This window comes from Rhizobium sp. LjRoot254 (assembly GCF_964254105.1).
Classification (GTDB): Bacteria; Pseudomonadota; Alphaproteobacteria; order Rhizobiales; family Rhizobiaceae; genus Rhizobium_E.
On sequence record NZ_CAXUSM020000001.1, the window covers coordinates 3,774,137 to 3,788,762 of the forward strand.

At 62.1% G+C, this 14,626-nt stretch carries 9 protein-coding genes; 7 read left to right on the forward strand and 2 right to left on the reverse strand.

Annotated features, from left to right (window positions below; genetic code table 11):
* Positions 1 to 5 precede the first annotated feature (5 nt).
* The 4 genes from ACSQ26_RS18575 to ACSQ26_RS18590 are packed head-to-tail and all read left to right on the forward strand — an operon-like array spanning position 6 to position 5,427.
* Complete coding sequence (locus tag ACSQ26_RS18575; RefSeq protein ID WP_436011414.1) at positions 6 to 914, forward strand: amino acid--[acyl-carrier-protein] ligase; 909 nt, start codon at positions 6 to 8, stop codon at positions 912 to 914.
* Between the two features lie 7 nt (positions 915 to 921).
* Entirely contained in the window at positions 922 to 1,890 is a 969-nt protein-coding gene (locus tag ACSQ26_RS18580; protein WP_436011416.1) for a DUF1839 family protein, read from the forward strand.
* Positions 1,891 to 1,910: 20 nt separating this feature from the next.
* The gene (locus ACSQ26_RS18585; protein ID WP_436011418.1) at positions 1,911 to 4,373 is read left to right on the forward strand and encodes a glycosyl hydrolase 2 galactose-binding domain-containing protein; all 2,463 of its coding nucleotides are present in this window, start codon (positions 1,911 to 1,913) and stop codon (positions 4,371 to 4,373) included.
* Between the two features lie 10 nt (positions 4,374 to 4,383).
* Complete coding sequence (locus tag ACSQ26_RS18590) at positions 4,384 to 5,427, forward strand: glycoside hydrolase family 5 protein (protein WP_436011420.1); 1,044 nt, start codon at positions 4,384 to 4,386, stop codon at positions 5,425 to 5,427.
* Here the strand turns inward: ACSQ26_RS18590 and ACSQ26_RS18595 are convergent.
* Together ACSQ26_RS18595 and ACSQ26_RS18600 are read right to left on the reverse strand one after the other, a co-directional pair.
* Positions 5,361 to 6,677 (reverse strand): UDP-phosphate alpha N-acetylglucosaminyltransferase, encoded by a 1,317-nt coding sequence (locus tag ACSQ26_RS18595; RefSeq protein ID WP_436011422.1) that lies wholly within the window; start codon positions 6,675 to 6,677, stop codon positions 5,361 to 5,363. The genes ACSQ26_RS18590 and ACSQ26_RS18595 overlap by 67 nt on opposite strands.
* Before the next feature lie 14 nt (positions 6,678 to 6,691).
* Positions 6,692 to 8,695, reverse strand: coding sequence for a GumC family protein (locus tag ACSQ26_RS18600; RefSeq protein WP_436011424.1), 2,004 nt, complete (start codon positions 8,693 to 8,695; stop codon positions 6,692 to 6,694).
* Between the two features lie 265 nt (positions 8,696 to 8,960).
* Here ACSQ26_RS18600 and ACSQ26_RS18605 point away from each other — a divergent pair, with 265 nt between their 5' ends.
* Genes ACSQ26_RS18605 through ACSQ26_RS18615 form a run of 3 tightly spaced genes read left to right on the forward strand, consistent with a single transcriptional unit; the run spans position 8,961 to position 14,617 of the window.
* The gene (locus ACSQ26_RS18605) at positions 8,961 to 10,133 is read left to right on the forward strand and encodes a glycosyltransferase family 4 protein (protein ID WP_436011426.1); all 1,173 of its coding nucleotides are present in this window, start codon (positions 8,961 to 8,963) and stop codon (positions 10,131 to 10,133) included.
* Entirely contained in the window at positions 10,130 to 11,275 is a 1,146-nt protein-coding gene (locus ACSQ26_RS18610) for a GumK N-terminal domain-containing glycosyltransferase (RefSeq protein ID WP_436011428.1), read from the forward strand. Before ACSQ26_RS18605 ends, ACSQ26_RS18610 begins: the two co-directional genes overlap by 4 nt.
* Positions 11,276 to 11,290: 15 nt before the next feature.
* Positions 11,291 to 14,617, forward strand: coding sequence for an alpha/beta fold hydrolase (locus tag ACSQ26_RS18615; protein WP_436011430.1), 3,327 nt, complete (start codon positions 11,291 to 11,293; stop codon positions 14,615 to 14,617).
* The last annotated feature ends 9 nt before the right edge of the window (positions 14,618 to 14,626 follow it).

The window sequence follows — 14,626 nt, forward strand, 5'->3', positions numbered from 1 at the left end:
ATATTATGGATATGCAGGTTTCACTTCTCGACCGGCTGTTTGATTCCGGTCTTCTCATCGAAACGGGTGTCGATGGCCTCTATGGCCGTTCGGGCCAGTTCGAGGATGTCATCGCGGCTTTCGAACGCATGATCGACAGGTTCGGTGGCGCCGATGGTGCGGAAGCCATCCGCTTTCCGCCCGGCATGGCAATGAGCTATTTCGAAAAGAGCGGCTACATGAAGAGCTTCCCGCAGCTCGCGGGCACCGTGCATTCCTTCTGCGGCAACGACCACGACCATATGGGCCTGCTCTCCTGCATGGAAGAAGGCAAGGACTGGACCAGGGAGCAGAAGGCGACCAACATCGCGCTGACCCCCGCCGCCTGCTATCCGCTCTATCCGACAGTTGCCAAGCGTGGCCCGATCGCCATGACCGGCGGTCTCTACGACCTGCAATCCTATTGCTTCCGCCATGAGCCGTCGCGCGAGCCGACCCGCCAGCAGATGTTCCGCATGCGCGAATATGTCTGCATGGGCACCGAGCACCATGTCACCGAGTTCCGCCAGAAGTGGATGGATCGCGGAGTGCAGATGATGGAAGAGCTTGGCCTCACCGTCGAGATCGATATCGCCAACGATCCGTTCTTCGGCCGCGCCGGCCGGCTGCTTGCCAACAACCAGCGCGACCAGAACCTGAAGTTCGAACTGCTGATCCCGGTCAATTCGAATGCCAACCCGACCGCCTGCATGAGCTTCAACTACCACCAGGATGCCTTCGGTACAAAATGGGGCCTCAATCTCGAGGATGGCAGCGTCGCCCACACCGCCTGCGTCGGCTTCGGCCTGGAACGCATCGCGCTGGCGCTCTTTGCGCATCACGGGCTTGATGTTAAAGTGTGGCCAGACGCTGTCCGGACCGCTCTCTGGGGGTAAGCCTGTTATGACCGCCGTCTTTCCGTTCCTCGATCCCGGCCGTTACGAGCCGCACGAGTTGCACAGCCTTGACCGGATCTGGCCGGAGACCAATTGCTATGTCGATCTCTGGATCGAGATTCTCAACACGATCCGGCTGCCGCCCGAGGCGATGCTAGGCTTCACGCTGGGCCAAGATTTCGAAGGCGACCAGTTCACCTTCTTCAAGGTGCCGCTCGAGGATCTCGAAACGCTCTACGGTATCCGCGTGACCGAGCTTGCGGTCTTCGACAAGGTCGAGGACCACGTCGCCCAGCAGATCGCGCGCGGCCGGTTGTGCCTGCTGGAGATGGATTCCTATTTCATGCCGGATACGCAAGGCGTGGCCTACCGCACCGAGCACGGCAAGACGACGGTGGCGATCAACCGCCTGTCGGAGAAGGACAGGGAAATCGACTATTTCCACAATGGCGGCTTCTGGCGGCTGTCCGGCGAGGATTACGACGGCCTGTTCGGCCGGCTCTATCCCGAAGGATCGCAGCCCTTCCTGCCCTATACGGAGTTTGCCAAGTTTCCCGATCACCTGCCCAGCGATCACCTCATCCGGCAGCGGGCGCGCGAGCTGCTGACGCGGCACATTCTGCGCATGCCATCTCGGAACCCGATTGCGGAATTTTCGCGTGTGCTGCCCGAACAGGTCAGCCTGATCGCCGACCGGCCGTTCGGCTTCTTCCATAAATATGCCTTCAACACATTGCGGCAGCTCGGCGCCAATTTCGAGCTTGCCGCGACGCATTTCAAATGGATGTCGGATTTCGGCGAATTCAGTGACGCGATCGAAGCTTCGCTGAAAATTGCGGAGGCGGCCAAGAGCGTGCAGTTCCAACTCGCACGTGCCGTGACCCGCAGGAAATTCGATACGCTCGTATCGGCCCTTGATCCCGCAATCGAAGCGTGGGACCAACTATCCGAGGCCGTCAAGGTCAAGATCGACTGATTTGCCGGGAATGGGGTTCGATGACATCGTTGGCGGGGCCAAGGACGAAGACCAGGCGCAGGCTTGATGCGGGGTGGTCGCTTCTGGTCTCGGATGCCGGGCAATATGCTGCCCCGGCCGACATTCCATCCACAGGCAGACGCCTTCCAGCGACCGTGCCCGGAACCGTCGCGGAGGCGCTGGAGACAGCCGGACGGTTCGACCGGACACAGCCCCTGCCGCTCGCCGATCGCGACTTCTGGTATTTGCTCGACCTGACCGGCGAGACGCCCGGACCATACCGGCTGGTGTTCGATGGCCTCGCCGTGATCGCCGAGGTGTTCCTCAATGGCGAACGCATTCTAGAAAGCCGCAGCCAGTTCGTTTGGAACGAGGTTCCGGTCACGCTCCGGGGCGATGACGCGCTCGCCATCGCGTTCCGGGCGCTCAACCCGCATCTCAAGGCCTCAGGCCCCCGCGCCAAATGGCGGCCGCAGATGATCTCGCCGCCGGGCATGCGGATGGTACGGGCCACGCTGCTCGGCCACATGCCGGGCTGGTGCCCCGAGATCGACGCCATCGGCCCGTGGCGGCCGATCCATCTCGTGCGTCAGGGCGGCATCGAGGTCGATGAACTCAGGATGGGCGCTTCGCTCAATGCCGAAGGTCACGGCGTGCTGGACCTCTCATTCCGATTTTCCGGGCGAGCGACGGACCTCAGGATCGCCTGTGGCACGCAGCAAGCACCCGTGATGATCTCGGCCGAGGGCGGGCTGCATGCGCATCTGACGCTGACCGACGTCAAGCCATGGTGGCCGCATACTCACGGCGAGCCACATCTCTATCCGGTCTCGCTGATCGCCGATGGCGCCGCCCATCCGATGGGCAAGGTCGGATTCCGCAATGTCTCGCTCGACCAGAGCGCGGACGGCAAGGGCTTTGGCATCGAGATCAATGCCGTGCCGGTTTTCTCTAGGGGCGCTGTCTGGACTACCGCCGACATCGTCCGTCTGCCCGGCGGACGCGCCGACTACGAACCATGGCTCAGGCTCGCCCGCGACGCCGGCATGAACATGATCCGCATCGGCGGCACCATGGCTTACGAAGCCCGCGAATTCTTCGAGGTTTGCGATGAGCTCGGGATCATGGTGTGGCAGGACTTCATGTTCGCCAATTTCGATTATCCGGTCGCCGACCCGGAATTCGCTGGCTTGGTGAGGCGCGAGGCGGAGGATCTGCTCAAGTCGCTGCAAGGATCGCCGTCGCTGACAGTCCTCTGCGGCGGCTCGGAAATCTACCAGCAGGCGGCGATGATGGGCATGCCGCAGAAATCCTGGTCTGGACCGCTGACCGAGGAACTGCTGCCGGCGGTGTACGAAGAATACCGGCCCGATGTGATCTACGTGCCGAACTCGCCCTTCGGCGGTGCTATGCCGTTCTCACCCAACGAGGGCATTACGCATTACTACGGCGTCGGCGCCTATTGCCGGCCGCTCGAAGACGCGAGACGCGCCAATGTACGCTTCGCCGCCGAGAGCCTGGCATTCGCCCATGTGCCGGAGCAAGTGACACTCGACGCGCATCTGCCGGTGCCCGCCGTGCATGATCCGCGCTGGAAGACCCGCGTGCCCCGCGACCGTGGCGCCTCCTGGGATTTCGAGGATATCCGCGATCATTATTTGCAGGATCTCTACGGCTTCGATCCGGCCCGGCTGCGGCGCGAGGACCCCGTCCGTTATCTCGATTTCTCGCGCGCCGTGACGGCGGAAGTCACGGAGGCGACCTATGCGGAATGGCGGCGGCCGGGATCGTCCTGCGCGGGGGCGCTGGTCTGGACTCTGCAGGACCTGCTACCGGGCGCTGGTTGGGGCGTGATCGACTCAACCGGGCTGCCGAAACCGGTCTGGCATGGCATTCGGCGGGCATTCCGGCCGGTGCAGGTGGTGTTTTCCGACGAGGGCACCAATGGGCTCTATGTGCATGTGATCAACGAGACGTCCAGCGATCTCGAACTGCGGCTGGAGGTTTCGGCCCTGCGCGACGGCATGCAGCCGGCCGTATCCGGCACACGGGATATCTCGCTGCCTGCGCGTGGTAGCCAAAGCATCGCCGCCACCGATCTGTTCGGCGCCTTCTTCGACACCACCTATGCCTTCCGATTCGGCCCGCCGTCGCATGACGTGACGGTCGCCCGGTTGATGAGCGGCGGCGATGAGATCGCCAGCGCCTTTCATTTCCCGCGCGGGCGTATGGCGGCCATGCATGCGGCCAATCTCGCCGCCGAACTGGGGAACGATGCGCGCGGTCCGTTCATTGCCATCTCGACGGATCGGCTGGCGCAATCGGTCAATCTCGGTTTCGAGGGCTTTATCCCCGACGACAACTGGTTCCACCTGGCTCCTGGCAAGCCGAAGCTTGTGAGATTTGCCCGCCATGGCGAGGGCGACGAACGGCCGACCGGCGAGATCCGCCAACTCGGGTCGAGCAATGTGATCCGGCTGTGAGGAGACAAACTTGACCAGTATCGCCCTGCGCGGACTTCTTGCACTTAGCATCGCTTTAGCCGCTGCCGGCGAGGTATCTGCGACCTGCTTTCGCGGCATCAACATTTCGGGCGCCGAGTTCGGCGTGCGCGGGGGTACGGTCAACAAGGACTACACCTGGCCATCGACCAATACGCTGTCCTACTTCGCGGACAAGGGCTTCAACACCATACGCCTGCCTTTCAAATGGGAACGGCTGCAGCCCCAATTGATGGGCGAACTCGACGAGGCCGAGTTGCAGCGCCTGATGGAATCGGTCGAACTGATCCGTGCGCGTGGCATGAGGACGATCCTCAATCCACATAACTACGGGCGCTACGACGAAAAGATCATCGGATCGGACGATGTGCCGATCGCGGCTTTCGCCGATTTCTGGGCAAAGCTCGCGCGCTACTATGCCAATGACGACCAGGTGATATTCGGCCTGATGAACGAACCAAACCGCATGCCGATCACGCAGTGGCTGGACGCCGCGAACGCCGCCACCCATGCCATTCGTGAGAAGGCCAAGGCCAACAATCTCGTGCTGGTTCCCGGTACTGCCTGGAGCGGCGCGCATAGCTGGATGACACCGATCGACGGCGAGCCGAACGGCGTGGCGATGGCGAAATTCTCCGATCCCGCCAACCACTTCATTTTCGAATTCCATCAGTATCTGGACGGTGATTTTTCGGGCACCAAGCCCAATTGCTCACGCGCCGGCGATGCCGAACAGGCGCTCAAGAACGTGACGGCCTGGATGAAATCGAACGGCTTTCGCGGCATGCTCGGAGAGTTCGGCGCATCGACCGACAAAGCCTGCGTCGCGGGCCTGAAGGCGATGGTCGATGTCATGGAGGAAAACAGGGACGTCTGGGCGGGCTGGACTTACTGGGTCGCGGGCGACTGGTGGAGCGAAGAGGAACCGCTCAACATCCAGCCGACGCGAAAAGGTGACCGGCCACAGCTTCAGGCCCTGCTGCCCGCGCTGCGCGATCTCTCGGCGGAAGGCACCGCCTGCCCTGCCCTCGATTGAGCCCGCTCCAGCAGCTTCGACCAGATCGATTTGATCACCGGGATGTCGACGGCTGACACGGTGCCGACCATGAACCACATCAGCGCGCCCGTCTTGATCGAGAAGAACGAGTTCGAGATCACCATGATGAGCAGCAGATAGACGATCATCATGGAGTGGAAATCCCATGCCCGCGCATTGCGGAAGGGCATGAAGACGAACATTGCCCAGAGCGCAATGAACCCGAACAGCCCGAATTTCGTCAGCGTGTAGGCGAGCCCTGAATCCGCCGTGAACTGTGCCGTCGCCTCGACGCCCAGCACCACCGGAAGCGAAAGCTCGGTCAGGATATGGGCGGTGACGGCGATGCGGCCCGAGAGGTCATTGGGTCCGCCACTGGTGCCCGAGGCAAAGCCATAGGCGGCAATCAGCGCCAGCAGCAGGAAAGGCGTGACCAGCCAGAATGTGCGGGGGATCACCTTGAAAAATGGCGAAAGGAGAACGATCAGGATGCAGGTGAACAGGCCGAAGCGGGCATCGGCCAGCACGACCATCGTCAAGGCAGCGGCGAACAGGAACCATCGCCCGCTCCAACCGCGACGGAACATCGCCCATGAGAAGATGATCACGCCGAAATTGCCCATCGACACCGGCTCGAGGAACACCGACGAGACGCGGTGCTGGCCGAGGAAGGACAGGATGGTGCGCGGCTCAGGCCGGCTACCCGAGATGAAAAGGCCCTTGGTGGCGCCATAGCTTTCCGTCAGTGTCACCGTGCCCTTGGAGATGTAATAGCCGAGCACGTTGAACCATTCGAGATAGAGGTCGAGCAGGAAATATTCGAAGAAGGCGAAAAACAGCACCACGATCGCCGACCAGACCGCGAGGCTGTCCGCCAGTCTCAGGTCGCGCAGGCGCGAACCCATGGCGTAGAAAATGACCGGGATGAGGATGTCGCGCACGGCCTTGAGGTCGCTGGCGCCACGTAGCGTGAAAAGCATCAGCATATAGGTGACGAAGATGACGAGGAAGAGATAGAGCCCTGCCCTGCGATCCATCGCGACGAGCAGCGCCGTGCCGATGATCGCCATCTCCATCAGCATGACATGGCTGTCGCGCATCGGCATGATGCGGGTGTTGACGAAGCAGAGGAAGAGATTGAAAGTCAGCCCGCCCATCACAGAGGCGATGGCGCCGAAACGCAGGAAGCCCGCGAGCGGGCTTGCTTCGTCGAGCGGTGGCAGAATGTTTGCAGTTGCGGCGGCCGCCATCGGTGACCTCCGCGTTAGGCGACCCGGCCGAGCATGACGGTTCCCAGCATGCGGTCGCGCCAGGGCTCCAGTGATCTCACCAACTCTTCCATGCGGCGGCTATTGTCGTTCTCATCACCGACGAGCAGGATGGCATTGGCTTTTTCGAGCAGTTCGGCGAGGTGATGGCGGGCTTCCTCGCCATTGGCGTCGATGATGACGAAATCCGCCTTGCGTTTGTGGCCTGCGAAATTGGAGAAGGTTGGCGTGGTCGCCTTCGGGCGATGGGCACTTTCCAGCGCCAGCCGGGTGAATTTGAGCAGGTCCGCGAGCGGCGCTTCGCTGGCGCTGACATAGGCTGAGCCATCGCGGCCGTCACCGTCGGAATAAAGCACTTCCTTGTCGAGACGGTGAAGCGCACCGGCAACATCGGTCACGATGCGGCTGCCGGGATTGTCGTTGTCAGGCGACAGGAAAAGCACCGTCGAGGGCTGCCCGGGGCGCGAAAGCTGAAGCAGGCTGTCGACGGTGCGCGAAACGCCGATCTGCGCCTTGCGCTCCCATTCGCGATCATCGCTCTCGATGAATTTTCGTCCGGAGAGTTGAAACGCGCGCGGCTTTTGCCGCATGGCTGGAATATAGGCGATAACGGGAAGCTTCGCAGGGGCCGCCTGCTTGGGCGCGACCGGCTCGGCGAATTCCTCTTCGTCCTCGTGGATTTCCTCCCGGCCGCCGAACATCCGCGACAGGATTTCCACGCCGACGGCGAGGCCGCTGCCCAGGGCGATGCCGAAGAGACCGCCGGCGATCACGATGATGATCTTGGTCACCAGCGACGAACCGCCAGATGCGACTGCCTTGGAGATGACGCGCGAATTGTTGATGTTGACCGTATCGCGCTGGCCGAGTTCGCTCGCCCGCGTGAGGAAGGTCTTGTAGAGCGCCCGCAGCGCATCGACCTCGGACTGCAGTGCACGCGCCTTGATGCCGGCCTCCGACGTATCGAGGCTCGACGTGGTCAGCGTATCGAGATGGCGCTGGAGTGCCGCGGTATTGGCCTCGGCGCGTTCGAGCGCGCCCTTCATCGAGCCGCGGATACGGGCAAGTTCCTGTTCCATCACATCGCGCATGCCCTCGACCTGAGACCGCGCGGCCTTCATCTGCGGATGATTGGTGCCGAGCGTGGTCGAAAGCTGGTCGGCGCGGGCGGAGAGCTGCGCATACTGGCCGCGCATGCCGCTGAGCGAGGTCGAGACCAGCGCTTCTGGAATGCCGCCGGATTCGATCGAGCCGATCGTCAGGGTTTTGACCTGATTGTAGTTGGCGCGCTTGAGCTCCAGATCGGCGCGCGCTGCGATGAGCTGCTTGTTGACGCCTTCGACCTGCTGGTCGATGACCAGTCCCTGCTGGCCGGTGGAGATCAGATTGTTCTTGCCCTTGAAGGTTTCGAGTTCTTCTTCGGCCCGGCGGAGCTTTTCCGCCAGGTCCTTTGCCTGAAGCTCGAAGGCGCCGCTGGCACGTGTGGAGGCATCGGAACGGGCTTCATGCAGGCGCTTGAGATAGAGCGAGGCGATCGCATTGGCGATCTCGGCGGCCCTGGCCATGTCGCGGTGCTTGACGGTGAGCGTCATGACGAAGGACTGGCCTTCGCGTTCGACGGTCATGTTCTTCTGCAAGGTGCCGACCGTGGCGTTCATGGCCACTTCCTTGTCGGCTATGCCGGCGGGATTGAGGAAGCGATCGTCGCGCAGTTTGAGCTTGTCGACGACCTGGTTCAGCACCTCGTGCGATTGCACGACGAAAAGCTGGCTTTCGAGGATTCCGGTGTCCTGCGACGCGGCGGCATTGTTCTGGTTGGGGTCGGCGGGGCTCGCCGCAAGGCCTTGCGGATCGATGAGGATATCGGTCGTTGCGAGATAGGCCGGCTTGCGCACGGTGACATAGGCACCAGCGAGCCCGGCACAGACAACGGCCGTCACCACGACATAAAGCCAGCGCCTCAAGAGGATGCCCGGCAATTGAAAGATATCGATACCCATTGGATGCCTTCGGGGCGCGCAAGCCGTGTCGTCGATCAGCAAAATTGCCACGCCTGTTGCGGCGCGAAGATGACGAGGTTCAATCTCGCAAAATATGGTTAACGGGGGGTAACCGGGACCGCGCGATTTCGAAGCATCCGGTTTCGTCCGCGTTTACCATCGGCGGCAAAAAAGCCCACGTTTCAGCCCTTTGTTAACCGTTGCAGCAGGGTTCAGGCACTAAATCATAGGCCAACTGGTTCAAAACGCGACGGATGCCGTGGACATGAAGCCTATCGATCACGAGAGCCTCAAAACGGGGGCGGAAGCGGTTGCGCGACCGCTGATCGTGCATGTCGTGCGCCAATTCCTTCCCAATCGCGGCGGACTGGAAGACGTCGTCTTCAATCTCTGCATGCAATCGATCGGCCATGGCCTCCGCGTCCGGGTCGTCACGCTCAATTCGCTGTTTTCCGATCCGACCCTGCCGCTCGCGGATCGCGAGATCATCGACGGCATCGAGGTGGTCCGCATGCCCTGGCGCGGCTCGAGCCGCTATCCTGTGGCGCCATCGGTTCTCGCCCATATCGGCGATGCGGATATCGTGCATGTTCATGCGATCGATTTCTTCTACGATTTCCTGGCGCTCACCCGCCTCATCCACCGCAAGCCGATGATCGTCACCACGCATGGCGGCTTCTTCCACACGAAGAAATTCGCGGCGATCAAGAACGTCTGGTTCCAGACGCTCACGCGCTTTTCCGCCAGCCAGTATGTGGATGTCGTCGGCTGCAGCAAGTCGGACCGGGAAACGTTCATGAAGATCGCGCCTTCCCGGACACAGCTGATCGAGAACGGCACCGACACGTCCAAATTCGCCAATGCGTCCTCGACATCGCCACGCAAGCGGATCGTCACGCTCGGCCGCTTTTCGATCAACAAGCGGCTGGAGCGGCTGATTGCGACCATGGCCGTGCTCTGCGCCGCTGATCCCGACTGGCATCTCGACATTCTCGGCGTGCCATCCGATCTCTCGGTATTTGATCTCGAAATGATTATTGCGGACCACGGCCTGTCCGGCAATGTGTTCGTGCGCGCAGGGCTGGACAATGCGAGCATCCACTCTGCCATGTCGAAAAGTTCGTTCTTCGCCTCGGCATCCGAATATGAAGGCTTCGGCCTTGTGGCGATCGAGACGATGAGCGCCGGCCTTGTTCCGATACTGGAAGCCAATACCGCCTACACCGTGCTTGCCGCACGCCATTCCGATATCCGTCTTTGCGACTTCACCGATGCCAAGGGTGCGGCAGACGCGATCAGGGCAGCGTATCAGTCGCTACTCGACGATCCGGTACTGCGTGACCGATTGATGGCGGAAATAGAAACCTATTCCTGGGCCGGTGCGGCTGCGTCCTATTTCGCACTTTATGCCGGGATACTTGAGGGAGCGCGGCGATGACGCGCGTTCTGATCGTCACCGGCCAGCATTTCGCGACCCAGCCGCGCAAGGTCGACCTGCATTTCATGGCCGAGGCGCTGAATGCACGTGGCATCCGGGTCGATTTCCTCAGCATGCGGCTGAGCCTGGTCAGCCGGCTGATGTCGGACGAGCGTTGGGCCTTCGCCAAGACGCGCGCGCTCAACCAATGGACCGAGATCACGCCGCTGCTCGGCGAGTTCATTTGGGTCAGCACGGTCCATCCGATCAGCCTCGGCAAGCCAATCCTCGATCTGGTCTCGAAGCCGCTCGCCAAGGTCTATGGCCGGCATATTCCACGCGCCGCGAAAGCGGAGCTGCCGGAATACACCCATGTATTGGTGGAGAGCGGCATCTCGATCCTGACCATTCCCGAGATTCGCCGTCTCGCGCCGAAGGCAAGGATCATCTACCACGCCGCCGACCGGCTTTCGACGATCGGGGCGCATCCGGCCGCGCATGCGGTGCTCAGGGAGAGCATCGGCGCGGTGGATCTGGTGCATGTCATGGCCGATGCCATTCGTGGCGACATTCCCGAGGGCGCGCCGACGATCCATCTGCCGCACGGCATTTCGCGAGCCACTTTCGACCGGATCGGCGAAAATCCATACAGCGCTTCGAAGAATGCCGTCAGCGTCGGCGACATGCTGTTCGACGCAGATATGATCCGCACCCTTGCGACCGGCTATCCCGATTGGACCTTCCACCTGTTCGGTCGGCTGGCGCGTCTGGAAGAAGCCCTGCCGAACGTCATCGCCCATGGCGAACGGCCGTTTGATGAAGTGGCAGCCTATATCAAGTTCGCCGATATCGGCATCGCGCCCTATCGGCCGAAAGAGGATGCCGACTATCTCAGCCAGTCGAGTCTCAAGATGATCCAGTACAGCTATTGCCGCCTGCCGATCGTCGCGCCGCGCTTCGCCGCTGCGGGACGGTCGCATGTGCTGGCCTACGAACCCGGCGATGCCGGGAGCATCCAGGCCGCCTTCAAGGCCGCGACGGAATTCGACCGCTCGGCGATCGATACGTCGGGTGTGTTGAGCTGGGAGGAGAAGACCGCGCGCCTGTTCGATCTCGATAGCGCGACGCCGTCATCCCCGCACGCCACACGGCTGAGCGCATAGGAGCGACCGCCGGATATGGCCAAGGGAATCGTTGCGAATTCGGCTCTCAATGCGGCGGCGGGCATGCTGTTGCTGCTGACGGGCTTTGCCTGCTCGATCATCGCCGCGCGCCTGCTCGGCCCGGAGGCGAACGGCATCATCGCGTTCTCGCTCTGGCTTGCCACGACTGGCGCGCTGGTCGCCGAACTCGGCACCGGCGTCATCCTGCTCAGGATGTTGCCGCAACTTCGCGCGCAGGGTTATGACGCGGCCCGCAGGCGGGGCTTCGCGGCCTTCCTCGTCACGCCGACGCTGATTTCCACGGTCATCCTTGCCGTTCTCTACTGGCTTGTGTTCGTTGCATCGGAAGAACTGCATTGGGCCGACACCGCGCCTTCCATCGCGCTGGTGACGGGCATCCTCTTCATCATCCAGTCGGTCGGCGCCTTCACCAAGAACTACCTGATCGGCGAACAGCGGCTCGACACCTTCGTCAAGCTGACGACAGCCGCCTCGGTGCTGCAGCTCGTAACGGTTTTGGGTGGCGCGCTGCTCTACGGCGTCGAGGGCGCATTGATCGGCTATGCCGCCGGCCAATTCGTTTTGTTTCTCTATACGCTCAGGATCATCTTCCAGAAGCGCGACCGTTGCGACGTGCCGACCAAGTTCCTTTTGTCGTCGTCGCTGGTGCTGTCAGCCGAATTCGTCATCGACTCGATCTTCCTCAACCGCATCGAGATCCTGTTCCTGCAGCAGTTCTGGTCGGTGCAACTGGTCGGCTTCTATGCCGTCAGCCTGTCGCTCGCCAATCTCGCGCTGCAACTGCCGGTACAGCTGACCGGAAGCCTGCTGCCCTACTATTCCCATCGTCGCCACAGCACCGACGAAGGCGCAGGCCTGTCGCCGGAAGTGTTTTCCGGCGTCATCCGGGCGCTGTCTTATATTACGCTACCCATGAGTTTCGGCCTCGCGGCAATATCGACCGGCCTGGTTTCGGCGGTCTTCGGCGAAGCGTTCCGGCCGGCTGGCATGATCGTGGCGCTGCTGGCGCTTTCATCGCCATCCTTCGTGCTGATGCAGATCCTGACGCAATATCTGTTCTCAATCGACCGGGCCAAGACGCGGCTGTTCACCGGCATGGCGGGTGGCGCGGTGATCGTGATCGGCTGTCTGCTGGCCGTGCCGTGGTTCGGCGGCGAAGGCGCCGCTGTTGCACGGCTCGTCGGCTTTACCGTCATGTGCCTGATCATGATCCGCGCCACCGGTTTCGGCCGCAGCCTGAGCGGGCTCTACATCACGCTCGCCAAGGTCTCCGGTGCGTCGCTTGTGGTGGCTGGCGCGGCGATGCTTGCCGAATATCTGATCCCCGGACCTGTCGGTATAATCTTCGCGATCGGCGCCGGATTCCTGGTCTATCCGTTGGCATTACGGATGCTCCGAGCAGTTCCGGTCGAAGACGGTCGTGTATTAATCAATATTTCCGGTTCTTTGCCGGGGCGCTTACAACCACTCTTCAAACGTTCTATTCTCTTCATTACACCGGGGGCGGGAACAGAAGTTGGAATGAGCGGCTTGGGGGCAGATCAATCCTTGCAGACAACGGGCGAACCGGCCGAGGGTGCTGGCCGCGCGGCAGCCATGCCGGTCGCTTTCGATGGAACTATCGGCCTGTTCACACCCGAGGACAACAATACCGACGCGAGGCAAGCCGCCGTTCTGCTGCTGCCGCCGTGGGGCTTCGAGGAAATGTGCACGCGGAAATTCTTCCGCATTCTCTCCGAGCACTTAGCGGCAAACGGGATTCCGAGCCTGCGCTTCGACTATCCCGGCACCGGCGACGCACCGGGCGGACCGGAAAGCGATCTCGATATCGGCGCCTGGGAAACGGCCGTGCGCGCAGCCGCCGAACGGCTGACGAGTCTATCTGGCCGCGAGAGGATTATCCTTGTCGGCCAGGGCGTCGGCGGAATGCTTGCGCAGCACCTCGGCGGAGAGATCTCCGGCGTTGATGGCATTGCCCTGCTGGCACCAGCGCTCAATGGCCGTGCCTATCTCCGCGAAGTGTCGCTGTGGTCGAAAGTGGTCGATCAGGGATTGGGGCTGAGGGAAGACCAGCGCGACAATGATGGCGTATCGATTGCCAGCCTCAAGCTGCCGGCTGGGATTGCCGATGCGATCCGCAAGACCAATCTCACGACGCCGCAAGCTGCGGCCGCCGGCCAGGTTCTGGTTCTCGAGCGTCCCATGCGGATGTCGGACACAGGCTTTGCCGATGGCCTGCGCGAACTCGGCGCGCATGTCGTTTTTGACGTGTTCGAAGGCTACGACGACCTCGTCGCCAATCCGACGATCCAGAAGATGCCGATGGAGACGATCGCCAAGCTGATCGGTTGGCTGTGGAACATCAATCCTGTCGCTGCCGACATGCGGACGCCTGAAGTCGCGCTGCCGCCTGCGGAACTCGCCGGCGATGGTTATCGCGAGCGTTTCATGCGGTTCGGCGACAACAATCATCTCTATGGCGTGTTCTGCATGCCTGAGGTCCGGCAAGACGCGGCGTCCGTATTGATCCTGACCACCGCCTATGACCGGAGTGCCGGCTGGGGCCGTTCGGGCGTCAACACCGCGCGCGAACTCGCGCGCCACGGCATCGCGTCATTCCGCTACGACACGGCCAATGTCGGCGACAGCGTGCCGCTGCCCGAAGCGCCGCGGCAGATCCTCTATTCGACGACCCAGAACCGCGATGTCGACGCCGCACTCGACTTGATGGAGCGAGAACTTGGCGGCAAGGTGCTGGTATCGGGCCGTTGCAGCGGCGGCTACCTGGCGCTACGCAACGCCGTGCGTGACCAGCGCCTCACCGGCGTCGTCTCGGTCAATCCGTTCGTGCTCTACTGGGATCCGGAGCGCCCGGTCGATGCCGGCCTGCAATTCGTGCCGCGCAGCCTGGACGATTACGGCCAGCGTTTTGCGCGCGTCGAAACGCTGAAGCGGTTGTTCGCGGGCGAGATCGATATACCGGCCGCAGGCCGCAATATCGCCATTGCCATCGCCAAGCGGCTGGCTCGAAAAGCGACGCCGCTGGTGCGCCAATTGCCGGGCAACCGGCATATCCACCGCGAGGTGAAAGACAGTTTCAGGACCTTCCAGCAGCGGCAGATCCCGGTCAGCCTGATCTATAGCGAGGGGGATGTAGGCCTGGACGACCTGCACCTGCATTTCGGCGAGCAGGGTTCCGGCCTCAGCGGCTATGGGAATGTGAAGCTGACCATGCTGCCCGACACCGACCACAACCTGACGCCGGCGATCTCCCGCCGGGTGGTGTTCGATGAGATACTGAGGCTGGCGCGAGCGGCGTGAGCCGCTCGA